At 39.2% G+C, this 26279-nt stretch carries 21 protein-coding genes; 16 read left to right on the top strand and 5 right to left on the bottom strand.

Features of this window, described 5'->3' with window-relative positions; all coding sequences use genetic code 11:
* Window positions 1-4: 4 nt before the first annotated feature.
* Complete coding sequence (locus tag CA2015_RS19710) at window positions 5-229, top strand: hypothetical protein (protein ID WP_048643449.1); 225 nt, start codon at window positions 5-7, stop codon at window positions 227-229.
* A gap of 214 nt (window positions 230-443) precedes the next feature.
* On the opposite strand, the gene CA2015_RS19705 is transcribed toward CA2015_RS19710, so the two are convergent.
* On the bottom strand, window positions 444-1448 hold the full coding sequence (locus CA2015_RS19705) for a DHH family phosphoesterase (RefSeq protein ID WP_048643448.1): 1005 nt from the start codon (window positions 1446-1448) through the stop codon (window positions 444-446).
* A gap of 60 nt (window positions 1449-1508) precedes the next feature.
* Window positions 1509-4343 carry an RNA polymerase-associated protein RapA gene (gene rapA, locus CA2015_RS19700; protein WP_048643447.1) on the bottom strand — a complete coding sequence of 945 codons (2835 nt, stop codon included), beginning with the start codon at window positions 4341-4343 and terminating at the stop codon, window positions 1509-1511.
* A 575-nt stretch (window positions 4344-4918) separates the two neighbouring features.
* Here rapA and CA2015_RS19695 point away from each other — a divergent pair.
* The 8 genes from CA2015_RS19695 to CA2015_RS19655 all read left to right on the top strand — a co-directional run bounded on the left by CA2015_RS19695 (window position 4919) and on the right by CA2015_RS19655 (window position 13332).
* Entirely contained in the window at window positions 4919-6085 is a 1167-nt protein-coding gene (locus tag CA2015_RS19695; RefSeq protein WP_048643446.1) for an SGNH/GDSL hydrolase family protein, read from the top strand.
* Window positions 6086-6267: 182 nt separating this feature from the next.
* The gene (locus CA2015_RS19690; protein ID WP_048644645.1) at window positions 6268-6846 is read left to right on the top strand and encodes a Crp/Fnr family transcriptional regulator; all 579 of its coding nucleotides are present in this window, start codon (window positions 6268-6270) and stop codon (window positions 6844-6846) included.
* An 88-nt stretch (window positions 6847-6934) separates the two neighbouring features.
* The gene (locus CA2015_RS19685) at window positions 6935-7558 is read left to right on the top strand and encodes a hypothetical protein (protein WP_048643445.1); all 624 of its coding nucleotides are present in this window, start codon (window positions 6935-6937) and stop codon (window positions 7556-7558) included.
* Between the two features lie 478 nt (window positions 7559-8036).
* A complete protein-coding gene (locus tag CA2015_RS19680; RefSeq protein ID WP_048643444.1) occupies window positions 8037-9884 on the top strand; it encodes a PLP-dependent aminotransferase family protein in 1848 nt (615 codons plus the stop codon).
* A gap of 289 nt (window positions 9885-10173) precedes the next feature.
* Window positions 10174-11418, top strand: coding sequence for a hypothetical protein (locus CA2015_RS19675; protein ID WP_048643443.1), 1245 nt, complete (start codon window positions 10174-10176; stop codon window positions 11416-11418).
* Between the two features lie 362 nt (window positions 11419-11780).
* The gene (locus tag CA2015_RS19665) at window positions 11781-12176 is read left to right on the top strand and encodes a (deoxy)nucleoside triphosphate pyrophosphohydrolase (RefSeq protein ID WP_048643441.1); all 396 of its coding nucleotides are present in this window, start codon (window positions 11781-11783) and stop codon (window positions 12174-12176) included.
* A 24-nt stretch (window positions 12177-12200) separates the two neighbouring features.
* Window positions 12201-12737: a Crp/Fnr family transcriptional regulator gene (locus CA2015_RS19660; protein WP_048643440.1), complete on the top strand. Its 537-nt coding sequence runs from the start codon at window positions 12201-12203 to the stop codon at window positions 12735-12737.
* Window positions 12738-12789: 52 nt separating this feature from the next.
* Window positions 12790-13332, top strand: coding sequence for a DinB family protein (locus tag CA2015_RS19655; protein ID WP_048643439.1), 543 nt, complete (start codon window positions 12790-12792; stop codon window positions 13330-13332).
* Between the two features lie 29 nt (window positions 13333-13361).
* Here the strand turns inward: CA2015_RS19655 and CA2015_RS19650 are convergent, their stop codons facing one another.
* Complete coding sequence (locus CA2015_RS19650) at window positions 13362-13706, bottom strand: winged helix-turn-helix transcriptional regulator (RefSeq protein ID WP_014021999.1); 345 nt, start codon at window positions 13704-13706, stop codon at window positions 13362-13364.
* Between the two features lie 95 nt (window positions 13707-13801).
* On the opposite strand from CA2015_RS19650, the gene CA2015_RS19645 reads away from it, so the two are divergent.
* The 5 genes from CA2015_RS19645 (at window position 13802) to CA2015_RS19625 (ending at window position 20015) form a co-directional block, all read left to right on the top strand.
* On the top strand, window positions 13802-14461 hold the full coding sequence (locus CA2015_RS19645) for an oxygen-insensitive NAD(P)H-dependent nitroreductase NfsB (RefSeq protein WP_048643438.1): 660 nt from the start codon (window positions 13802-13804) through the stop codon (window positions 14459-14461).
* A 501-nt stretch (window positions 14462-14962) separates the two neighbouring features.
* On the top strand, window positions 14963-16573 hold the full coding sequence (locus CA2015_RS19640) for an alpha/beta hydrolase (protein WP_240477851.1): 1611 nt from the start codon (window positions 14963-14965) through the stop codon (window positions 16571-16573).
* Window positions 16574-16603: 30 nt separating this feature from the next.
* A complete protein-coding gene (locus tag CA2015_RS19635; protein WP_048643437.1) occupies window positions 16604-18136 on the top strand; it encodes an arylsulfatase in 1533 nt (510 codons plus the stop codon).
* A gap of 278 nt (window positions 18137-18414) precedes the next feature.
* On the top strand, window positions 18415-19311 hold the full coding sequence (locus CA2015_RS19630; protein WP_048643436.1) for a YHYH protein: 897 nt from the start codon (window positions 18415-18417) through the stop codon (window positions 19309-19311).
* 83 nt (window positions 19312-19394) lie between these two features.
* Window positions 19395-20015 (top strand): toxin-antitoxin system YwqK family antitoxin, encoded by a 621-nt coding sequence (locus tag CA2015_RS19625; protein WP_048643435.1) that lies wholly within the window; start codon window positions 19395-19397, stop codon window positions 20013-20015.
* Window positions 20016-21018: 1003 nt separating this feature from the next.
* Here CA2015_RS19625 and CA2015_RS19620 read toward each other — a convergent pair.
* Window positions 21019-22128, bottom strand: a complete 1110-nt coding sequence (locus CA2015_RS19620) for a hypothetical protein (protein ID WP_048643434.1) — start codon at window positions 22126-22128, stop codon at window positions 21019-21021.
* Window positions 22129-22152: 24 nt separating this feature from the next.
* Window positions 22153-23532 (bottom strand): FAD-dependent oxidoreductase, encoded by a 1380-nt coding sequence (locus tag CA2015_RS19615; protein WP_048643433.1) that lies wholly within the window; start codon window positions 23530-23532, stop codon window positions 22153-22155.
* Between the two features lie 755 nt (window positions 23533-24287).
* On the opposite strand from CA2015_RS19615, the gene CA2015_RS19610 reads away from it, so the two are divergent.
* Together CA2015_RS19610 and CA2015_RS19605 are read left to right on the top strand one after the other, a co-directional pair.
* Window positions 24288-24527, top strand: a complete 240-nt coding sequence (locus CA2015_RS19610; protein WP_048643432.1) for a hypothetical protein — start codon at window positions 24288-24290, stop codon at window positions 24525-24527.
* A 20-nt stretch (window positions 24528-24547) separates the two neighbouring features.
* The gene (locus CA2015_RS19605; protein ID WP_048643431.1) at window positions 24548-26155 is read left to right on the top strand and encodes a phage tail sheath family protein; all 1608 of its coding nucleotides are present in this window, start codon (window positions 24548-24550) and stop codon (window positions 26153-26155) included.
* Window positions 26156-26279 lie beyond the last annotated feature (124 nt).

The following is a 26279-nucleotide window of genomic DNA, read 5'->3' as shown; positions in this document are numbered from 1 at the left end:
GATAGTGATAGCCATTTGTTTGAAGTTATGGTCAGCATTGGACGATTGCAATGGCAAAGGGGCTTTTACACATACAGCTTACAATGACTATGAAATTGTAGCTGAAAACTTATTTGATGGAAAGCAACGAAAAGTAAGTGACCGAATTACCACCTATAATCTTTTTGTAGATCCACCTATGGGCCGGGTTATGTTAATAAAAAAAGAAGCCATTGCAAAAGGCTATTAGGTAGCCGCATCCAAACTTCTCGGAGTTGATTCCAACCATGTTAGAATACTTGGTCAAAGTTTCTTAATAAGTAGAAATTCAACTGGTTCAGCTGTTTGGATACTTTCACTCAGTGCAAAAATACTGCTTAGCTTTTCATTTGATAGAGAAGGATATAATAAAAAAAGGATCACTTCTTAAATTGAAATGATCCTTTTTTTAATTCATGTCAGGCTTAATTAGCCGAAAAGTACTTTGGTACCAAATCTTTGATTTTAGCCAATGTTTCAGTGACTGAAAGTTCACTCATGCCACCGGAAGCATTTGCATGACCACCTCCATTAAAGTTTTCTGCTGCCAAGACATTCACAGGGTTCTCTTGTCCTTTTGAACGAAAAGAAATCTTCATGATGCCATCTCTTTCTGTAAACACAATTGCCGCCTTCATTCCTTTTATAGACAAGGCTTGATTTGCCAGACTATCAGTATCTCCTTTTTGATAATTGTATTTCGCTAACTCCTCTTTGGACAAGGATATAATGGCCACCATATAGTCTTCCATAACCTCCAATTTTTCGCACATCGCATAGCCTTGTAAACGCAAACGACTCTCTGTATTGTTATCGCTCAACAATTCATGAACCAAGTGGTGGGCTACACCTGCAGTCAATAGCTTTGCCAATATTTCGTGGGTCCGTGGGCTAGTAGAAGGAAAACGGAAACTTCCTGTATCTGTCAGTATACCTAGATACAAAGGGGTGCCAATTTTCTGGTCGAGCAGGTTGATGTTTCCAGATTGCTCTATCAATTCAACAATCAACTCTGCCGTAGAGGAAACTGAAGTTTCAGACAGGGTTATAGTTGGGAAATCTTCAGGGGCCAAATGATGGTCAATCATAATTGTCTTGCATGTCAGCCCTTCAAGCAGGACTTGCATGTCATAGCCAACACGGTTAGTGCCATTATAATCCAGGCAAAATACCAAATCAGCTGTAGCAAAAGCAGCTTCTACAGCTTCTCCCTGTTCGGTCATTATAAGAAAACTCGAAGTATCTAACCAATCCAGAAAACTGGGGGCTGGATCCGGATGACAAACCGTTGCTGTTTTACCCAATTTTTCAATAAAATGTAACAGGCCTAAAGAACTGCCAACAGAATCCCCATCAGGAGATTTATGGGAGGTGATTATTATATTTGAAGCTGTTTTGATTTCAGCTACTATTTGTTCGTACACATTCATCTAATTCGTGTTGTTATTTTTAATGCTAGCTTATTTCAAGACCAATAGGAAAAAATTGGTCTATCTATTTTCTTCTCGGATCAATTGTATTGAATCCATTCGGATTCGTGCTTCTCCAATCAGCATAGTCAATTCATTTTTCTGCTCCAATGCAGTGCGAATTTCATCGGGTCGAATTGCCTTGTTTCGTTTATACAATGAAGCCAATCGACCAATCTCATGATCCAATGTATGGTTCATATCCTTAAGACCAGCCTCTAATTCTTTCTCTTTAAGTTGCTCTGCTATCTCAGTAGCATTTTTAATCATGTCCGGAAGTATCTCATCCACAAAAGTTTCATTTTCTATCAAGTCACTTACTTGTCCAGGTATCAATTGCTTGTTGAACAGCTTGACTGGATAGTCATCAGTTACCTCCTCACCAGAATGGTTAACAACAACCCGCAAAGGGGTGTTTGGCAAAAAGCGATCTACATTTATACCTTGTCTCCCTGCTGTTTCAAGCACAAAAATTATTTCTAATAAAATGCTAGAATCTTCCGTTCCTCTCAATACTCCAAAACTAGCATCTCCAGTACCTGAACCAAGTACCATATCAATGGCCCCAGTCACCATCGGGTGATCCCAACTAATAAAGCTAATGTCTTCTCTACTTAAAGCTCTCTTTCGATCGAAGGTTATAGCGATACCACCATCTGGAATGGAGGGAAATGCAGTGCTATTGGTTCTCACCGGATGAAGCAAATACGTTCGAGGGGCCAAATCTTCCATTTCAATGCCAAAATGTTCGAATACCTTGATCATATAGATTTCAAGGCTTAAATCTTGGTCAGCAGCTTTAATTTTCTCCACCAATTGTTCGGCCACCAAAGGCCGGAAAGAATTCATTTCAAGTAACCTGTCACGTCCATTGGCTAAGGTTTCCTTCAATTCTTTTTGATAGGCAGCCGTGTCTGCCACTAATGCATCTAGTTGCTCACTTGATCCACTTGATAAAGCAGCCATAGCCGTTTCTTCCAGCCTTTTATTAAACAACTCCCCTATTTGGTTACCACCTTCTATGTTTTCTTCAAATGCATTTAAGCCCTCATGAAACCAACGTACCAATACCTCCTGAGGACTACCTTTCAAATAGGGTACATGTATATCTATGTCCTCAGACTGTCCTATGCGATCTAACCGACCAATCCGCTGCTCCAATAACTCAGGATGCACTGGTAAATCGAACAACACCAAATGATGGGCAAATTGAAAGTTACGGCCTTCACTACCTATTTCAGAACATAATAAAAGGCGCGCCCCGCCTTCCTCAGCAAACCATGCTGCATTCCTATCACGCTGTACTATAGTAAGGTCCTCATGGAACACGCCTACCTTTGCACTGCTTAGCTTCTGCATGGCTTTTTCTAAAGCCAATACTTTCGCTTTACTTCTGCAAATCAATACTACTTTTTCCGGATTTAACTGCTCAAGTAAAGCCACTAACCATTTGACACGTGGGTCTTCTGAAAACCTAAACTGCTGCTTTGTCGTCGAGTTAATTTTTAACTCCTTGTCTACAGCATATTCTTTGGCTAGCCGTTTTACCCATTCCTCTTGGTTGGTTTCTGCAACCAAAGAAATCAAGTGGGCTTTGCGATTGGGGAAACCACTCATGGCTGCCCGGGTATTTCTGAAGACCACTCGTCCGGGACCATACTGATCCAATAAATCTTCTATTAATTGATTTTTACCTACTTCTCCTTTTTCCGCTAACTTTGCTATCCTTTCCTTTCCAAATAGGGTTTCTAGCAAGGCTTTGTCCTTTTTCTTCAAGGCCTTCCCTGTGGACAAGTCTTCAACAATATTGGCGATTACTTTGTGGTCTTGCGTTTCATTAATGAATTCATCGTAATCCGAATACCTTTCTGGATCCAGTAACCTAAGCCGGGCAAAATGACTTTCAACTCCCAACTGTTCTGGTGTAGCTGTCAAAAGTAACAAGCCTTTCGCTACTTGGCTCAGTAATTCAACAATCGCATATTCAGGACTTACTTTTTCCAAAGACCAGGCTAAATGATGTGCTTCATCTACCACGAGCATGTCCCAATCTGCTGAAATGGCTTGTTGTGCACGCTTCTGTGAACTTGCCAAAAAAGAAGTGCTACATATAATCAACTGGTCATCTAAGAATGGATTTCCTTCGGGTGCGCTATCATCTAGTGCAGCGCACCTTTCTTCATCAAATATGTGGAACCATAAATTGAAACGCCTCAGCATCTCTACAAACCACTGGTGAATTAAAGAATCTGGAACCAATATTAAAATCCTGGATACCTGTCCACTCAACAACAAGCGATGCATGATCAAACATGCCTCTATGGTTTTACCAAGGCCTACCTGATCAGATAACAATACACGCGGGGCATATCGGGAACTTACCTCATGTGCGATATACAACTGATGTGGTATAAGATCTATACGCCCCCCTACAAAACCGTTAATTGGAGAGATCCTACGCATATGATCATAGGCCAATGTGATTCTTCTCAGAGCAAAAACATCAGGCTTATCAACATCCCCGATAAGAAGCCGGTCATTGACTCCATGTTTTACCGAAACGTCTCCCAGGTCTGCCTCTGACAAAGTGCCTTGGCTCCCTATATACAATATCAATTCCCCATCGTCTTGTACCCTGTCAATTGTGAATGAGTGCTTATTTGTATCCGTAATCGTATCTCCAGGTTTAAAAACAACTCTTCGCAATGGCGCATTGGCTAAAGCATATTGTCGTGTTTCTCCAGCAGCAGGAAAATTTACCTGCACCCTGTTTTTATTTGTTTCAACGACAATGCCTACTCCCAGCTCAGGTTCACCTTCACTAACCCATCTTTGATTTGGATAGAAATCCTCCATACTCTCTATTATTTTACGCTATATTTTTGACCAACAAAAAGGGTGAATCCTAAAAAAAATGCAAGTTCTTCAATTTTTAGCCAGCTCGCCAAGAACTGAGGGTTTTTATTTCATCTAGTTTACCACTAGTCTTAGATTGGGGAAGGGCTAAAAAGAAAAAAATACCGTTTGTAGTCTACTTTAGGTTGGCAGTATAAAGCCTTGCAACTTTGAAAAGCCTTTTCAATGATTGTTTGTTTATTTTTCATAGCTTAAACCCGGATTATGTAATAGGCTTTCTCCGCCCTGACAATGGTCAGGGGTGAAGCCTGTCCCGTTTTTACGGGAAGTGTTGCAATCGCAAGAAAATCAGACTGTTTGGAGATTTTAGCATAGCACCTCTATGGTGAAATTGAAAACAGCAACGAAGTGGCTGATTTTAAAGCGATTTCAGCACGTAATAGAATGTCTACTGCATATTTCGGGTTAAACGCCAAAATCAGCACATCATTAGTATTTCAGGAAAAAGCACAATAAAAGCTTCCTCCATAGACCTCACAATAAAAAACTACAGTTAATAAAGTTTATCAGCTCGAATGAAAAGTAAAAAGCTATTTCCCCTCTCCCTTTTATTGAATGTCCTATTGCTTATAGGGCTTTTTTATATAGTAAGTCAAACTGACTTTGCAGCAGAAGCAAAGAAAAATTATGGCCCTGCAGGAAAAGAGGGAACTGAGATAAGTACGATCTACAGTAGCTCAGATAAAGAAAGTATTCCTGAATCCAATCTGGGAATAACCATGGAAATTCAAGGCGAAAGCCTGGTACTTGCTGCCAATAAACCTGGAAAACTAAGTTTTGATTCTTTAGTGGAAAATAGTGTAGTGGTTCGCAGCACCTACCAACGATTCAACCCGGAAAGTAAAGTATATATAGAAGGAGTTGATTATACCGTTGATTACGCCAATGGGGAGATCAGTAGAACGCCTGACTCTAGCATTCCTGATTATTCTAAACATGTCTTGTATGGTAAAAAAGACTTTGATCACAGAGAATACCCTGATTATTCCAACCACTCTTATTTTATATGGGTAGATTACGCCACAAAAAATGGCGCTAGACTTGCATTACCTAACGACCAAAGTAAATACCTGTCTAATTCCCGACAAAAACTGGAATCCGGTGAACCACTATCTATCGTCTCCTATGGCAATAGCATTACTGCTGGTGGTGAAGCTTCATCAACAGACCTGAGGTTTCAATATTTATATGGCAATTACTTAAAGAGTATTTTTCCAAAAGCGAAGGTAACAATTGAAGATGTCTCAATATCAGGCTATAGCTCTTCTGAAGGTATTAAATGGTGGGACACCTATATTGGAAAAACTACACCTGACCTTGTATTGGTAGGATGGGGAATGAACGATCACAATATTGGTAGCAATACTCCAGAACAGTACAAGAAAAACCTTATTGAGCTTGTTGGAATGATAAAAGAGAGGAAAAATGCGGAAGTTATTATCTACTCTACCTTTCCTCCGAATCATGAATGGCATTATGGAAGCCATTCTATGGAATTGTTTGCCGAAGCAGCTAAACAGGCAGCATTAGAAGCCAATTGTGCCTATGTAGATGTGTACAGTACCTGGATGAAAGTGCTTGAAAGAAAAGACCAATCCTCTTTACTCGGAAACAATATCAATCATCCAAATGACTTTGGTCATTGGCTCTATGAACAAGCCTTTGAAGCCATGTCATTTTAACCAGGAAGTGTTGAAACTGCTCTAGAAAAGCTTGAGTGAAAATCCATTCATTTTGTAAAATAGGATATTCTTTTAAACCGATTAAAAAGCAAGTAAATTAGTAACCTGATTAAGGTAGGTTATTTTGAATGGATCGCTGGAAAAGCAATCCATTCACTTCAAATTATAATTTAAAACAAGGCATGCACCAATTACTTTTTGGCTATATCTCTAAATACATGCCACTGACCGATGATGAAAAGAAAGTCATTTTGGATTTGGATTTATTCAGACAGGTAAAAAAAGGAACTTTGCTTTTGAAGGAAGGCGAAAAATCCAATCTGGGTTATTTTGTCCTCAAAGGTTGTATCAGGAAATATTACATTATTGATGGAGAGGAAAAAACAACAAATTTTTATACAGAACTCCAAGGTGAAGTGCCTGAATGTGCAACCAATAACAAGCCATCAACTTATTACCTTTCCTGTATAGAAGATTCAATAATCTCCGCTTCTACACCTGATTTGGATGAAGTTGTTTTTGCTAAATTCCCAAGGTTTGAAACCTTATGTCGTCTAGTTTCAGAAGAATTGCTAGTAAAAATGCAATCCTCGCTTGACAATTTTAAAAATTCTTCCCCTTCTAAGAGATATGAAAATTTATTGGCAACAAGACCTGATTTGATTCAGAGAGTTCCACAACATCAATTGGCAAGCTATTTAGGAATTACCCCTCAATCATTAAGTCGACTGAAAGCAAGACTTGTTAAAGAAAAAAAATAAACCATTTCATTTCTTACCTTAAGTGAACGTTTTTTAGGCTTGCGTCCATGCACCTTTGCAATATCTTTTAACCTAAAAAATTAAAAATATGCAAAAATGGATCTTAGTAATTGTATTGACTGTGCTATTTGCCTCCCCTTTCCAGCTCAAGGCACAGTATGCTAAAAATGACACCACGTACAGCAAGTTCTTTATTGGAAGCTCTTTCTTTGTTTTGGGCAATTTAATTCCTGATGACAATTCACCTGACTTTGCCCAGTTGAACTTAGGGTACCGCTTAGGCCCTAAAGATGCCTTGTCTTTAGAGCTAAAAACCTGGAAATATGCCTGGTCACTAGGGATTCCCTATGGGGATTCTTTTGAAGCACCTGAAGAAAAGTTTCCAGGCTATATAAGGGAGTTTGGATTTGCCTTTGCCTATCAGCATTTTTGGTGGAAGGGCTTGTATACTGGCCTACACGTAATGAATGGATGGCAAACATTTAAGGACGATGAGAACAAAAAAATAAAAAACGGTTTTCAAATCTTCAATACTTACCGAGTTGGCTACCATTTTAGGTTATTCAATGACAAATTCTTCATAGAACCGTCCATTGCAGTTACTCATCGCCCCTATCATACCGAAATGCCTGAATCGTTTAAGCAATTGGACGATAAATGGTCGAAATTTCTAATAGGTGAGCCAGGGCTTCATTTTGGTTATAACTTTTAAAATTACGCAAATAATTTGATTGCCTAATTCAAATAAATAAACCGAAAACTAGTCTACTTGTCGAGCTTAAGGGTAATCCCACCCTTAAGCTTATTTATTTCAAAGCTTGGTTCCCGCAAATATATTTTTTTATAAAAAACTGTCCTGAATATAATTCAAGTCCAATTCCAGCATTTGTTATTTTGCTTATTGCAAGTTGCTCTCTTTTTACTTGCTAATAAAGCCTAAGTAAATCGCCAATTACGGAACTTGCTCCATTGGCTAACTATCTGTATATTAGTATTTATAGTCAACTAAAAACTGACAATGCCTAAAAAATAGGTTAGGATGCAGATAATGAAAAGGTTATTATCCATAATATTTTGTAACCAATAAAAAGAAAACCATAACCAACTACTTACTTTTTCCCTAACCATTACAGTAGCAAGTACTATTTCAGCTTTAACAGTTGTCGTTTGAATTAACATAAAAGATAACCATGTCTAAAAATTGCGAAGATTCACAGCATGTACCTTACGGCCCGAAACAACTTCCATGGACTGCTCAGGTACCAGAAGGAGCCATTGTGTCAAGGCCAAGTAATGACCCAAATGAGGTCTATGTTTCGGTACCACCCAAGGATGTCAATGGAAACTTTCCCCAAATTGACTACAGCCAATTCGAAATCCCTCCTACAGGATTGACAGATGAGGAACGAGAAATAGCCTTGACTTCCTTTAAAGAATTTATTGAAACCCAACATGCTAGTTTTGCGGGTTTTCAGGGAAATCAAGACCAGAATTATGCTGATCGCTTTCCTTACCTCATGGACATGCATGCCAATAATATTGGAGATCCTTTTAGCAGCGGTCGTTATACCCTTAACTCAAAATTCTGTGAGCGAGCAGTTTTAGACTATTTTGCTGCTTTATGGAACAACAATTGGCCCCATACTGCTGCTATCGATCAACAGGATGCAGATTCCAGGTATTGGGGTTATGTACTCACAATGGGATTTACTGAAGGAAATATTTACGGGTTGTTCAATGCCAGAGACTACCTAAAAGGCAAGACCATCCTTGAAGATCAAAAAACAAATGCGCAAATTGATGCTTACACCAGAAGAGGAAGAGAAACAAGGGGACAACATTTTTCTTATAAGGCTCCTATAAAAAATGAAAAAACTTCTGAAAACGCCTACACCCCTGTGCTCTTCTATTCTGAAGATGTTCATTATTCCATACAAAAGGCTTCGCATTTACTGGAATTGCCTACTTTCCAGCAAATAGGACAGGAAAAATATCCCGGACAATGTCCCATTACCAATGATGGAAGTTGGCCTGAAATGGTTCCTTCCCATGATTTTGACAAAGACAATCCAAAGTCAGGATCGGTTAAAATTGATAAATTGACGCTATTGGTTCAATTTTTTGTTGCCAAAAGCTATCCCGTAGTAGTAGTTGCCAATATTGGAACCACCTGGAAAGGGGCTTATGATGATGTGCCGTCCATTAATGCTATGTTTGAAGAGCTAGGTAAAGACTATCCATGGCTATGGGAACGAAAAGTGGTTTATGGAAAGGACGAAAAAGGAAATCCCTTGTATGATATACGGAGGGGTTTTTGGCTTCACGTGGATGGTGCACTCGGTGCGGCTTACCTTCCCTTTGTGGAAATGGCCCACAACCGCAATCTTTTGAGTGAAAAAGGCCCTATGTTTGATTTTCGTAATCCAGCTGTGATGAGTGTAGGTTGCTCCATGCATAAATGGCTTGGGGGGCCCTGGCCTTCAGGTATCTTTATGACTCGAACTGGCTACCAGCTGTTGCCTCCAGATGCAGCAAGTTCCTTTTTAGGTACGCCTGACACCACTCTAGGAGGCTCTCGATCTGCTTTTTCGCCCATGATCCTATGGGATTATTTTTCCAGGATGAGTTATGAAGACAATATGAATAAGGCCGTTGAAACAGAAAATGTTTCGGCCTATCTGGAGGCAGAATTGTTCAAATTTGAATCTGAATTAAAAGCTATATTTGGTGACGAAGTGGATCTATGGATTGCCCGGTCTCGCTTAAGTTTGACCGTTCGTTTTCGGTTGGTCAATGAAACTTTAAATTACAAATGGTCCTTAGATACGGATAGACTTTGGGTTCCTGTCAATGAAAGTGAACGGCAGTTGCGTTCTTATTCCCATATTTTCGTTATGCACTCAGTTGGCAAAGAACGGATTGATGCTTTTATGGCTGATTTAAGAGAAAACTGCAAAACAGATTGGCATATTGCCTTTCCGAAGATAGATTTTAGTGCTGTACCTCCAGCCCCAAACCCGGAATTCCAAAAAGAATAATTTCATTCTAAAAAAGAAGAAATTATGCCTTTCTAATTTTAAAATATGTCCTTTCAAACTAACTTTAACCCGGAATAAGTAATTGGATTCTCCGCCCTGACATATTCCGGGGTAAAGCCTGTCCTCCCCGTGTTAACGGAAAGCTGTTTGGAGATTATAGCAAAGCACCGATAAGGTGAAATTGAAAGCTGCAAATAGGTAGTTGATTATGAGGCGATTTCAGGACCTAATAAATTTTCTATTGCATATTTCGGGTTCAAATTAGCCAAGCCATTGAACTCTCAAAAAAATGAAAACTAAAACAACCTTATTGTTTCTGTCAATTCTATTAATTAGTACCCTAAAATTATCAGGGCAAAGTTATTCTACCAATGAAACCGATTCTCAGGGCATCAAGCCCTACACTCAAAACCCATGGTATTGGCAGTATCAAGGGGAACCTCTAGTACTGATTGGAGGAAGTGATGATGATAACCTTTTTCCATGGACAGGCAAACAACTAACAGATCATTTGGATTTGCTAATTTCATCAGGAGGAAATTACCTCAGAAATACCATGTCGGACCGTGATGAAGGAAATGTTTTTGCTTTTAAAAAGATCAACGAAGACAGTTATGACTTAAACCAATGGAACGATGAATATTGGCGTAGACTTGTTTTTTTTCTCGACGAAACCTCTAAGAGAGGCATCATTGTTCAATTGACCCTTTGGGATATCTTTGATATCAATTCTTCAGGGCGATGGGGAAATCACCCCTGGAACCCTAAAAATAATATCAATATGCAACCTGGAACTTGGAAAGACAGTCGGGATTTCTTTGCAACTGTCAATAATAACGCTCAGACTGAGTTGTCCTTTCAGAAAAAGTTCATTGATAAATTGCTTTCCGTAACATTAAAGTATGACAATGTATTGTACAATATTAATAACGAAAGTAGCGAAGAGAGTGATTGGGGAAACTATTGGGCGCTTTATCTGAAGGAATTGGCCAATAAATCTTTGAAAAGGATATACATCACCAACATGCAACTTTCCGCTGCAAATGCAATCCGACATTACATGACTTACCCTGCTATTTTTGATTTTGTAGACATTTCTCAAAACAACCAAGATTCCAAGGGGGGTAGAGGGAAAGCACACTGGGACAATCTGATGTTCTTACGTGAAAAAATTGCTTCCTTAGGACCTGTTCCTTTAAATAATGTGAAGATTTATGGGGCCACAGATGGTGGGTTAAATTACTCTGCAGGATCAGAAACTGAGGCCATGGATCGGTTTTGGCGGGACATCATAGGTGGCTGTGCTTCTGCCAGATTCCACCGCCCTTCTGTCCCAAACAAACCGTGGGGCTCTGGTTTGAATGAGCGTGTTCAGACCAATCTCAAAGTAATGAACATGCTACTTGAAAAGTTGGACATCGTTTCTTGTACACCTCATAATGACCTTCTTTCTCCAAATGTTTCTGTTCCTTCTACGATGGAAGCTTATGTCACCGCAAACATTGGCCAACAATATGCCATCTATTTCCCTTAGGGCCGTTATACCGTTGATTTGGATCCTTGGGTTTTTGCTGATAAATTAAAACTGCAATGGTTGGATATAAATTCACTAAAATGGACAGAACCAGAAATAGTTGAAGTTACATGGAAAAGTGGCAAGCATGATTGGGGTTTTCAAGGCATAATTAGTCTCGAAACACCAAGTAATAAACAATGTGTTGCATTTTTGGAGGTCATAGAATAAACCTTTATTAAGAAAATTAAAATATTTAACCTATTTCATTTTTATTTCCATTAGTCTAAACGGGCATATTGGTAAAATTTTAATGTAAAACCATTTAGACACAAGGATAGGAATGATGATTGTCAACAAGGAAATAATAACAGTTAACAATAATGAAGAGCATTGAGGTTGTTGCAGGAATAATTTTTTTTAAAAACCAGATCCTTTGTGTGCAAAGACCAGAAAGCAAACATCAATATATTTCGAAAAAGTTTGAATTTCCTGGCGGAAAAGTAGAACCTGAAGAAACGAAAATAGAGGCTTTGCAACGTGAGTTATTGGAAGAACTGAACATTATTCCTGCCATTAAATCTCTATACCTTACTGTGGAGCATACCTATCCAGATTTTAAGGTGACAATGCATGGTTTCCTATGTGAGGTGGATTCAAAAGCACTTTCCCTCCGTGAGCATATAAGCCAGGAATGGCTAAAACCTGAAGAACTCAATCAGTTGGATTGGGCGGCAGCAGATATACCCATCGTGCAAAAATTACAAAGTAATCATTGAAACATATTTTACCTTAACCAAAAAATGAATCCAATTTCAAACTTTATTGCGCAAATTGACCAGAAGCAATTGTGGGAGAAAAACCTGGAATTGAACAGAAAGGAATATTTAAAGGTTAAGGGTAGCATAGACACAAACCTCTATTTTGTGGTCAGCGGGAGCTTGAGAATCTATTTGCTAGAAGAGTTTGAAGAGAACATAATAAGGTTTGGATACCAAAACAACTTCATTGCTGCATTGGATTCTTTTATTAGTGAAAAGCCTTCTGATTTATACATCCAAGCAATCAAAAAAACGCAATTAAAGGTAATCAAAAAGGCAAGCTTCATGGCATTTATTGACAGCTCAACTGAAAACACCAAAATCTGGCAACAGATGCTCGGAGAGTTAATTTACCAACAGATGGAAAGAGAACGAGATATTTTAACAAGCTCACCACTAGAAAGGTACAAAAGAGTATTGGCCAGAAGTCCTCAATTGTTTCAGGAAATCCCTAACAAACACATCGCTTCTTACTTAAGAATGACACCGGAAACATTGTCTAGGCTAAAAAAATCTTGATCTAAATCAATGTTTTACAATTGATTTACGTCGAATTTTGTTAAAAAAAACGATGAAAATAGCCTCAGAAAAATTAATACAAGATTTAGTGGAACGAACACGTATTAACATCAATCAGGTAAAAAAATTCAATAGCTTATCTGAAGAAAAACTGAATCAAAAACCCGGATCGGAAAAATGGAGTATTTTGGAATGTATAGAACATCTGAACCTTTATGGAGATTTTTATATCCCGGAAATTAGCAGAAGCATAGCCAAATCAAAAACCGAATCAAATGCGACCTTCAAATCCGGTTTTCTTGGTAACTATTTTGCCAAAACCATGCTACCTAAGGAGAAATTGAACAAAATGAAAACCTTCAAGAACAAAAATCCTATAGGTAGCTCACTGGACAAAACAACTCTCCAGCGGTTTCTAACTCAACAAGTACAGCTATTAGATCTTCTCGAAAAGGCAAAAATGGTAGACCTTAACAAAACCAAAACGGCCATCAGTATCTCAAAATGGCTTAAATTGAAACTCGGCGATACTTTTAGGGTTGTCATTTACCACAATGACCGTCATATGGTACAAGCCAACAAAATTCTACAATAACTAATAGGTAGATACTTTCTAGAAATTATTTATTCAGAAACTTCAATGCCATTGTGAACAACATTGTGTCCCCAATCTGCTATGGATTGAACCACCGGAATCAATGTTTTTCCAAAATCGGTCAGGGAATAAACTACTTTAAGAGGGGGTTTACTGGTATATACCTTTCTTTTGATAATACCATCTTCTTCTAAGGTTTTCAACTGCAAGCTTAAAGTACGCTCCGTAACTGTGGGCATTTCTTTCCTCAGTTCATTGTACCTCATGGCTTCATTTCTTAGGTGAAACAGAATTACTGTTTTCCACTTACCACCAATTAGTCCCATCGTTAGACTGGCACAACAAGGGTATTCTTTGCCTTTAAATTTATACATTCATTCAAAAATTTTATACTATCCAATTTGACCGTTATTGCAAAGTTATTACACTATCCTTACTTTTGCAACTATAAAACTTATAGTATAAAATTATGGACATTAAAAATGTATTAAACTGGCGTTATTCCACTAAAGAATTTGATCCAAACAAGAAAATTTCAAAAGAAGATTTTGAACAGGTCAAGGCACTTTTAAGAATGAGTCCTTCTAGTACGAATTTACAACCCTGGCATTTTATTATTGCATCAACTGAAGAAGGCAAAAAACGAATTGCCAAAGGAACACAAGGGTTTTATTCCTTCAATGAAACCAAGGTATTAAATGCTTCCCATGTCATTTTATTTTGTTCAAGAATCACTGCAGATGAAGACTATATGCAACATGTATTGGCCGTGGAAGACCTGGATGGTAGATTTCCAAATGAACAGGTAAAACAAGGTATGCATGGCGGTAGAAACGCCTTTGCAAACATCCACAAATACGATCTGAAAGACCTACCACATTGGTTAGAAAAACAAGTTTATTTGAACATAGGCAATTTCTTACTCGGAGTGGCTGCTCTTAACATCGATGCAGTACCTATGGAAGGTATTGACGTAAAAGCATTAGATGAGGAGTTTGGTTTAAGAGAAAAAGGATTTACTGCAGTAACCGCCGTTTCCATAGGTTACCGGACAACCACAGATTTTAACACTACAGACAAGACACCAAAATCAAGACTACCAGAGCAGGAGATTTTTACCCTTGTTTAAACAGTAATGATTCTAACGGGATTACCCTAATTATCATTTGGTTACCCGGTTCAGAATTACACATGGTAAGAAAATAATTACCTACCGATAGGCTAATAAAAATGACCCTGATTGGGTCATTTTTATTTTTATGTCAAAATTAAATCACTATATAAAACACTCAAAAGGCATACCCTTATTAATAAAAGATTATCATACCGATTTTTCACATTTGGAATAAACAATGCATTATCCCGGATTATGTAATAGGATTCGTAATGAGTTGCAATCGCAAGAAAATCAAACTGTTTGGAGATTTTAGCATAGCACCGCTATGGTGAAATTGAAAACAGCAACGATTGGGTATTTTAAAGCGATTTCAGCACGTAATAGAATGTCTACTGCATATTTCGGGATTACCTACTACTTGTTGTAAATATAACTTTTATTAGGACTAAAATCCCATTAAATTAGGGACATACAAATTAGCCAGCTACCTATAAGCCAATACTTAACGATAAAATGGAAGTTGCAGACCAAGCCCACAATCTTTACCGTAGTAAGGCAACCATTGCAATGAACTCAGTTAATAAAACCATGCGATTCCTTGTAGCATTCCTCCTCATTATTTTTCAAGTTCATTTAAATTATGGACAAACTTCCTTGGCTAAAATAGACCTAGAAAAAGGCCCCTACAGCGTTGGATTTCTGCATTACACCAGCGCAGACAGTTCCAGAACCTACAGTAGAATTTACGATTATAGCAATGAAAAAATCGCAAGGCCCATTCCTATAAGCATATGGTATCCTTCTACCCAAAATGTTGACAGCATAACATCGCTACGGGTTCTTGATTACCTTCAGATTTTAAAAGAGGAAGAGGAATGGGAAAACCTTCCCAATGAACAAATATTGAATTGGTTTTATTATGCCAACAGTCCCGCCAACCAAGCCCATCTTAAGGAGAAAACCAATGCCTATACTGATCTGGAAAAGGCCGAGGGAAAATATCCATTGGTTGTGTATGCACCAAGTTTTCAAGCTTCCTCCATTGAAAATTTCGCCCTGTGCGAATACCTGGCAAGCGAGGGTTTTATAGTAATTGCAAGTCCTAGCAGGGGAACCGAGACACGCTGGTTTGGAAATAAACCAGAGAAGGAAATAGAAACCCAAGCCAGAGATGTTGAATTCCTAATAAAAAAGGCAATGCAACTCCCAAATGCTGATCCCAATAAAATCGCTGTCATGGGCTTTAGTTTTGGCGGTTTATCCAATGTTACTGCCCAGATGCGCAATGAAAACATCAAGGCCATGGTCAGTCTGGATGGTACCGAAAGGTACCAGTATGCTTTATTGAAAAAATCACCCTTCTTTGATTTGAATAAATTGGATGTGCCCTACTTACATATGGCCCAAAAGGACATTCCTGAAATGGTGCTCAAGGAAGACAAGATTGACTCGACTCTTAATACTAGGTTTGATTTATATGACAGCCTATCCCTCAACAGAACTTATCGACTAAAATTTCTTGATTTAACCCATGCGTATTTCAGCACCCTGGGGGTTCTTTTTGAAGTTCGAGACACCAGACAAGACAAAAGTGATCTTGAAATAATGAATGCTTATAAATGGGTATCAATACTTAGTTTGAGTTTTTTGAAAGCCTATTTATTGGATGACAATATGGCAAAAACAACCTTCAAAGGCCAGTTAGAGCAGATTTCAACAAATAATAAAATCATAAGCTACCAAAAGAAGGGGCAAAAAGGCACTGCCTTTACTTTTAATGATTTCAATGATTTGGCTGCTTCAAAGGATTACAATGGACTATGGGAACTATATGAGCAAAGTAAAATTAAACACCCCAACCTTAACCTTCCGGAAGGAAGCTTAAATACCCTAGGACTTCAATTGATTTTTAATTCCAAAACCTCAAATCAAGGGGTGAATGTATTTAATTTGGCCATCAGATTATACCCCAAATCAGCCAATTTATATGATAGTTTGGCTGAGGGCTTTCTTTATTTGGGCAACCATAAAAAAGCCATTGTAAATTTTAAAAAATCACTTGATTTAAACCCTCATAATCAGAATGCCATAGACAGACTCAAGTCCCTTACAGCTACTCCTTAAATATTCACAAAAGCCTTAATCCTACTTTCCATGAACATTACACGTACTTATCATTCTTACATCATCAGTCTTACTTTGGCCTTTAGTGTGTGTTTTTCTTGTACTTCCAATAAAAAGGAAATAAAAGAGGAAAGGTCTCCGAATATCATATTTATTTTAAGTGATGACTTGAGTTGGGGAGACTTAGGCTGCTATGGGCAGGAAAAAATCAAAACCCCAAACATTGACAGAATAGCCTATGAAGGAATCAAGTTTACCAATGCCTATGCAGGTAGTTCTGTTTGTGCTCCTTCCAGATCTTCTCTGATGCAGGGATTGCATCAGGGACATGCCAGAGTAAGGGGGAATTCTTACCAATCGTACCGTGAATCTTTACAAGAAGGAGATTATACCGTTGCCATGTTGCTCAAAGAAGCAGGGTACAAAACCGGTTTATTCGGCAAATGGGGTTTGGCCTTGAATAACCAACCCGGAATCCCGAACAAGATGGGATTCGATGAATTCTATGGATACCTCAATCAGCGTCAAGCCCATACCTATTATCCTGAATTTTTATATCACAATGAGGAAAAAGTATTTTTCTCAGGAAATCAAAACCATTTTGAATATGAAAATTATTCCAAGGCCAGTGCATATGATGAGGAAGGAAAAGTTATTCCAAATGGTATTGAAGACCCCTCAGCTGCTGTTTATTCTTTTGACATCATCAATGAAAAAGCCTTAGATTTTGTAAAACAGAACAAAGACCAGCCTTTCTTCTTGTACCTTGCGAATACCGTTCCGCATGGCCCACTTATCGTACCAGAACTTGGCCAATACAAAGACAAAGAATGGCCAATCCAACACAAAGAATGGGCGGCTATGGTTTCCAGAATGGATGGAGAAGTGGGCAAATTAATGGCTTTATTGAAAGACTTGAATTTGGATGAGAACACCATTATCTTCTTTGCCTCTGACAATGGGAATTCAAGTCAGGGCTATGAAAAAAGATACCTCGATGTTCAGGAGGGGCCTACATTGAGTGCGTTTTTCAAACACCGGTCTCCTACCAGAGGTCAGAAAGGAAACGAATACAATGGGGGATTTCATATTCCAGCTATTGCTCGTTGGCCTGCACACATTGCAGCAGGCACAGAAAGTGATCATATCTGGGCTTTTTGGGATTTCCTTCCCACAGCAGCTGATTTGGCTGGAGTAAGTCCCCCTTCGGGCTTGGATGGAATCAGTATATTGCCAACCCTCACCGGCAAAGGAGTACAGAAGCAACATGAATACCTCTACTGGGAACACAATCAAAATCAAGCCATAAGATGGGGAGACTATTTTGGCCACAAGGCAAGTGGTGCGGATTTGGAATTGTACAATTTAAAAACTGATCCGCAACAGCAAAATGACATCAGTGATGACAATACGGAGATGGTGGAAAAAATCAATAATATGATGGCTGATTCCCATCGTTCCAGCGATGTATGGCCAAGCCCAGGTGAAAGTAAGGAAGCTTTTCAGAAAAGGATGGAAGAGCAAAACATTCCTAAAAAACCCAATAATATTGGCCATTTTTAGGGAGGAAATAAAATGGAAATACAAAAGGGAAATGGCTTTAAATCTTAAAATTCGAAAACAACCAACCGAAACATTTGTAATTTTTTAATTATTTAAAAAAAACCATTTTCAGTTTAATTATCTTATCCTTAATCCATAAAGACTGCCTGAGTATCCGGGTTTTATCTATTTTTCCTTTAACTATTAAAAAGTTTGAATAAAATCGAGGGATTTTTTCCTTTAGCCCGTCTAACTTATTAAATGATTCTATTCAATAGCAATTTTTAATTTTAGGAATAATGAAAGTCCCAAGTTTATTAACACTCGTTTTTGTAGTATCAAGCCTTTTGTTTTCTTCATGCGCCAGTGATGAAGAAACTTGTACTGAAACTACATGGTATCAGGATTCAGATGGTGACGGTTTGGGAAATCCAAGTGTAAGTACCACATCTTGTACCCAACCCAGTGGATATGTGGCAGACAGCAATGATGATGATGACTCCATTGCAACCTCCACGGGTAGTACACCTGTTGCAGCCTTCGATGAATTCAATGAAGATGCGGTGACTGTTTCTTTTGATGACGATGAGATAACCATTGAATCCAACGGATTGCCAAATCATACCTCACCCTACTGGAGCGAAAGCAACAGCTTGTATATAGCACCAAGTGTGGCCAATGAAAGTCAAATGTCTCCAGGTACTATATCAAGCACGAGTTACACACTTACTGTGCAAGCTACTCCGGAGAAGGCTTCTTCAAGTTCAGCTACAGGATTGGGGGCTATAGGCATCGCTGTGACCGGAGTTCCAATTTTTAATGATGAAGAAGGTCCAAATATCGCTTTATCTGCCAATGTAGCCTCTGGTTTCGACTATGCAGGTGCGCATATGGGACCTACCGGTTACCATTACCATTTGGAGGCTTCAAATGTGACGGAAAACACCACTTTGTCCTATGACGATGAAAAACTAGTAGGAATACTACAGGATGGTTTTTTACTCTACGGAAGAAAATGTGATGCTACAAGTGATCACCCTTCAGATTTAGACGCTTCAGGTGGACATATTGCTGCTACCCAACATAGTGATGGAGAAGAATTTTATCATTATCACATCATCAACGAGACCTATATAGGTTCATACATACTGTTATTTGGTGTAGACCTTCAAGGCACTCCTAACACCATTATGTAAACTTGTTCTTTTTTGATTTATTGATTAGAACTTATCCAGTATTTCACTTAATGGAAAGGAACCAAGAAAATAACTAATAATCCATGAGAAACTTAATGTGTATCCTTCTAATTCAATTGATCGTCAGCTGTGGACAAGCCTCAAAAAAGGATGATAAAAGCTTTAAACAGGAAACATTCACCCGCTTGGAGGTTCCCTCAAGTACGATCGATAAATCTAAGCTTGTTTATGACAACAAGATTTCGATTTGGACCTTAGATGGGGAAAAATTTTCAGGTTATGCTTTAACTTATTTTCCTGACGGCACTATAAAACAAAAGATGGGTATCCTGGAAGGTCGAAAGCAAAATGAAACCAAGGATTGGTATGCCAATGGACAAATCAAACACATAGCCCATTATCACAAGGGGAAATTACATGGTGAGAAAAAAACCTGGTCTGCCGATTCAAGGCACCTTTTAATCTCCCTCCTAAATTATAATTCTGGAAAGTTACATGGGGTGCAAAAAAAATGGTACTCCACAGGTGAGCTATTTAAGGTACTCAATATGAATATGGGCAAAGAGGAAGGCATCCAAAAAGCTTTTAGGGAAAATGGAGACCTCTTCGCCAATTATGAAGCAAAAGAGGGCAGAAATTACGGGCTAAAAAGAGCTTTTCTTTGTGTAGGGCTGGAAGATGAAGTAGTACAGTATGAAAATTAAAAGATTTTTGGTTTAATCCGTCTTCATCCCTAATTTTTGGCTGGTCAAAATTTTAGAAAGAAACGTTTCTAAAAATTCGAAATCTCCCATTTCGCTTAGAAGGATTTGCTGATAATTGGTTTTCAAATAGATTTTGGGATTGTTAATATTATGGGATTGTTATCCCGTTCTAATTAGATATTCTTGCCATTCCCGAAAGAATCAGAGAAGCCTGAAGGGCTGAAACTATAATAGCCACGGGTGAAGCCCGTGGTAAAGGAAATCTGAACGAACTTGATTTTGGCGGTATTGTTGCACCTTTTCTGCAACAATGCTGACAAAATCATACTAACCGAAACGCTTTAAAGGACTAAATAATAAAATTACACAGCTTTGTGACTTTGGCTTAACGGGATTCAGTTCCTAAGCCTACCCAAGCCATTGATTCCAATCCCATATTGAAGAAGAGCCTTTTAATGAAAGTTGAAAACTTTCTTTATGGTAGGTCTAAGTTACGCAACGATAAACTTTGACCAGATGAAGTGCTCGATATATTGGCTGGTCAAAATTTTAGAAAGAAACGTTTCTAAAAATTCTAAAAATTCGAAATTTCCCATTCCGCTTAGAAGGATTTGCTGATAATTGGTTTTCAAATAGATTTTGGGATTGTTAATATTATGGGATTGTTATCCCGTTCTAATTAGATAATCTTGCCATTCCCGAAAGAATCAGAGAAGCCTGAAGGGCTGAAACTATAATAGCCACGGGTGAAGCCCGTGGTAAAGGAAATCTGAACGAACTTGATTTTGGCGGTATTGTTGCACCTTTTCTGCAACAATGCTGACAAAATCATACTAACCGAAACGCTTTAAGAGACTAAATAATGAAATTACCCAGCTTTGTGGCTTTGGCTTAACACGATCCAGTTCCTAAGCCCACCCAAGCCATTGATTCCAATCCCATACTAAGTTACGCAACGCTAAACTTTGACCAGGTCCAAACCAGATATAGGTCAGCACTAAACTTACAGATCCCCTGTTGAATCAGCAATTTGGCTTTGATTTTCTAGAAACTGCAACAGCTGACGCTTCACAAAACTGTTATCATGGGGTACCATCTGCTTTAGTGCCTGATTAAACTCAAGATTTTTTACTTTATGATGCGAAAAAAGCTTCAATAACTTTCCCAATTGTGACCCGTTCAATTCTTCAAGGATGGAAATTGAAGCATGCACAACGGAACCATGTAAATGAGGCGCATCAACCAATTTATCAAAAATCATGTTTTCAATACTATAGTCCACCTTGCCTATAAGCCTGAAAAGATGAAGCTGCAAATGCTCTGATTCCAGTTGCTTTGAAGAAAGTGATTTCAAAAGCAGGTAGGATTGAAAATGCTCCCCCTCAAGAAGTATCCTCACTAGGGATTCAACCACAGAATCATCCAAATCAGAAAGCTGAGCGATCCTTTCCAAAGCCCAGGTTTGGTCACTTTGATCTTTGCTCTGCAGGATTTTATTAAACAATGAGGAATTGAGCTGCTGCTCTGTCAGGCGAATCACTTCTTGTTGAATGGGACCATGGATCAGATTCCACAGTTTATGGGTAGTATAAGCAGCTCCGGGTACAATGTATTCCAACACATCTTTCATTGTGGCGCCCGAAACACCATCCATGGATTGGCTGACTGTATCCGGCCTTTTGACCAACTCCTCAAAAGTATAATTGCCCAAAGGGAGGAATGGATCTGCCAACAACTGATCCAGTTCCTCGTACTCCTCTTGAGAAAAGGGTTCATGGTCAAATTTACTAAGAAACTCTCCATCCACCAGTTCAAAGCCCAGGTACCTACCGGTAATGTTCCAGTAGATCAGGATATTCAGGGGCCGGCACTCATTTTCAAAGCATACCCCTTCCTGAAATGCTATATAATAATGCACAGGAGTACCAGTTGATGTTTTCACCTGGTAAATATCCTGACTTGATAAAGAATCATAAATAGAGGATACAATCACCTCAGAGGAATCAGTTAGCGGTATGGTGGATTGTTGAAAATATCGAATGTCCTCTCCATTTTCAAAAGAAAATGGGAGCAATAATGCACCAACCAATAAGCCTTTGATCCAATTGATCATCTATTTATATTTTGAATGAACAACTTATGCATTGGGTACTATGCCTCCATGTTCCTTTAGCATATTTTTCAATTCTGGAAGAGGAACATTTGCTGGTGTTACCTTATGTTTGATGGCCAATACTGCAGCGACCGCTGCGGCCTGCGCCATTCCCATACAAGAAGCTTGAACACGTAGTGCGGAATTGGCCAGCCTGTCACTGCTTAGACAACGTCCGGCCACCAAGAAATTCTGGCTGTTTTTGGGTATCAATGCCCTCAGTGGAATTGTGGCAACCACATCTTCCTTTAGAAATTCCTGGTAAATGGACTTCCCGTTTCTATGCAAATCAATTGGATAAAATGAATAGGACAAGGAGTCTTCAAATACTTTCCCTGTAACATAGTCATTATGGGTGATTTTATAGAGTCCGTCAATTCGGTAGGTTTCCCGAATGGCCGTCTCAGGTCGTGCATCCAATAATTTTATCTTTTCACAACCTGGGAATGTTCTTAATTTTCTAATCAATTGCAACAATGAAGCCCTTCCCTCCAGGTTCGCTTTTGTATGTAGCTCCGAGGTAGAGGAGTCAGCACCATGTACGTAGACATAATTATAAGGAGAAGTTGGAGGGAAATTATTAACCGATGATTCCACTTTCACATCACTATTGATAAGCATGTTTTGCTTGAGCCTGGAATGGTATTCTTTAGGAATCTTCGACAGGTCCAGCTTTTCCAAATCATAGCCACCTATTCTGAAGACAAATGATCCAGGTTGGGTATCTTCTTCTCTCAAAAGCTTAAAACCTGCTATAGAGGCTGCGGTAGCATTACCGGTACAATCTATAATCTGATCACATATAATCTCATTGCTAAGCCCTTTACCCACTGTTTTCACAAACCATTTTCCATCTTTAAATTCGATACTTGTAGGCGTTTCGTAATAGTGAATATCAACACCTGCTTCCACACACTTTTCCTCCGCAATCATGGCGTAAAGTGCTGGATTGACGGTTACCTGATGCCTCCAATGACGAATGGTTGTATTATTGGGAATAATGGAGAAGTTGGGTAGGATATCATCGTTTAGATTTACGGCTTCCATCACTAGTTCCCATCCTATGCCTCCGATGACCTGTTTTCCCCAAGCATGGAAAATCCCGGGAAAGGAAACCCCTCCGGTAGTGGTTGTTCCTCCCAATTGACTACCACTTTCGACCAGGGTTGTTTTAGCTCCTGCTCTTCCTGCCTGAATGGCTGCTACCACACCAGCAGTACCACCACCAACAATCAAAATATCGGTTTCAATTGTTTTCTCCGTGATTTTATACGGTTTTTTTACTACCTCTGCTTTTGAAAGTGGTGAGGAGGCTAATCCAAGGGAAATGGCTCCCATGGTGGCCATCATCTTTCTACGCTTCATATGTTTTGTTTTTAACCCTTTTCACATGCTTCTGACATGTTGGTAAATGATTTCACACTATTTTTTATGCAAGAAATGCTACATTGAAATATCAATAACTGTTTTAAGGAATCCCTCAAACTTTGATTCAACCTGGGTTTCAAACCAAGCCTAGTTATTAAGTAGACTAAGGTAAGGATTAGCATTGAAATTCTATAGCCCTATGCCCTTGTAAAAGGCATATATAATAAAAATCTAAATTTTGGCTTAAGTCCTATTTTTTGATGGTACCCTATAAATGGGCTAACCAATTGAAAAGTCAATAACGTACTCGGAAATTCAAAAAAAAACCAAAATCCCCCTTTAAAGCGGGCGCAGGGGGATTTATTACGTAATTATCAATTACTTCGACCGTCGCCTGAGCCTGTCGAAGACAGAGGTTTCGGAAACCCAACCGGCGCCTGAGCTTGTCGAAGGCATAGTTTTCGGAAACCCAACCGGTGCCTGAGCTTGTCGAAGGCAGAGGTATTGGGATACGTAGACGTCATAACGAAACGTGGTTTCGACAGGCTCAACCACCGGGGACGTAACGGTGGCTGAGCTTGTCGAAGCCAGCTTGTCGACACCAGACTTCCGAAGCCAAAGGATTTTACTTATATTGGTTATTTTACAGTGGATTACAAAAATCAAGTACAAATAACTAATATAAAATTGGTCAAAGAACTGTTCCTACGGTACAGCAATCCTTTTTAATAAAAAAATAAAACCATCCTATAATGAAGACAATGACTTGTAAACAACTTGGGGGAGCCTGTGGGCTGGCCTTTCATGCCAATACCTTCGATGAAATGGCTGAGCTAAGCAAAAACCATGGCATGGAAATGTTTCAAAAAAAAGATCCCGATCATTTAAAAGCCATGAAAGAAATGCAGCAACTGATGCAATCTCCTGAAGCAATGAAAAAATGGTTCGATGACAAGCGCAAACAGTTTGATGCATTGCCGGACAATAAATAATTACGCTTAAAAAACAAACCATGCCTAATCAAAGAAAAACCCCAGGCGTTTATGTACAGGAACTTGATTCCTTTGTGGGAATAGTTCCGGTAGCCACTTCCATTCCTGTTTTTATAGGCTATACGCACAATACAAGTTACAATGGAGAGGATTTGCGCAATAAGCCGCGCAGGGTAACCTCGCTGTCTGATTATTATACGATTTTCGGCAATGAACCGCCAGTGACTCAATTTGACCTTGAAAAGACCACAACCGATGCAGCGGATTTTACCTTTGGGGATGTTGGGGAAAGCTACCTGGTAAAAGCAAATGGGCCGCAATACCGAATGCACAGTGCCCTTCAATTTTTCTATAACAATGGCGGAGAGGAATGCTATGTAGTTTGTGTTGGCGATTACAAAGACCGGATCAAGGCAGCGGACTTAAAAACGGCAGTAGACCTACTGGAAAAAGAAACCGTCCCTACCCTACTTATTATTCCGGAGGCAGTGGAATTATACGATGACAGCCAATCGGCTTTGAAAGACAGATATAAAGACGCTTATTCATTACAATCCCATATGATCAACCATTGTGGGTCCATGGGCAACCGTATGGCCATTTTGGACATACCCAGGGGCTATTGGGAACCTGAAAAAAATCCATCAGAGAGCATTGATGCCTTTAGGGATAACGTGATCCCATCGCAATCCGCTTACTATTCTTTTGCAGCAGCCTATTATCCCTGGCTACATACAATATTGTATCTCGAAGCTGCCTTCTCCTATGAAAACCTATCAGGCAATGCCATGATAACACTGGACACCTTGCTCAAAATGGATGCTTCGCAAGTTCCTGAACAATCAAAAGGAGCATTTTTGCTTATGATATCCCAACTGACAGGCCAGGCTGCTGCTGAAGGAGCCGATGCTCCTCCAACGGAAGATCCCAAATTAAGCAAAGAAGAACAACTAAAAATCAAAGCCGACCGTCAAAAAAACGCGCATAACAACCTTCAATCCATTAGCAAGGCGTATAAACTGGTGCTTAGAACAATCCAGAAGAAAGTAAATACAATGCCTCCATCTGCTGCCATGGCGGGGATTTATACCTCCGTAGATAACTCCCGGGGAGTATGGAATGCACCGGAAAATGTCTCCATTTCAAGTGTGAAAGCTCCTACCATCAACGTAACCACTGAAATGCAGGGGGACCTCAATGTGCCTTTGTCGGGTCTTGCGATAAATGCTATTCGTACTTTCCCGGGACAAGGAGTTTTGGTCTGGGGTGCCCGCACCATGGATGGCAACTCTCAAGACTGGAGGTATCTCAACGTAAGGCGAACAGCCATCTTCTTGGAGCAATCAATTAAATCCGCTATTCGAGTCTATGTATATGAACCCAATACTGCTAATATTTGGGCAGCGATTAAAAGTGAGATTGCAAACTTTTTAACGTATGTATGGAAACAAGGAGGACTTATGGGCTCAATTCCTGCGGAGGCTTTTGTCGTGTACATAGGTTTGGGCAGCACCATGACGGCAGAAGACATTTTAAACGGTATCTTACGTGTATCCGTAAAAGTAGCCCTTTCACACCCGGGAGAGTTTATTGAATTAAGCTTTGAACAAGAAATGGGGAAGGTTTAAGGGGATAGAAAAAATGGAACTTTATTTGGGGTAAACAAAAATAGGTTATTCTATCATTTGAAAAGTCATTTTTGGATAAAGAGTGCCAATGACGTGGTTTCGACAGGCTCAACCACCGAGAACG

This window comes from Cyclobacterium amurskyense, from assembly GCF_001050135.1.
Taxonomy (GTDB): Bacteria; Bacteroidota; Bacteroidia; order Cytophagales; family Cyclobacteriaceae; genus Cyclobacterium; species Cyclobacterium amurskyense.
Note: the sequence above shows the minus strand (reverse complement) of the source record. Positions and strands in the feature narration are given on the sequence as shown.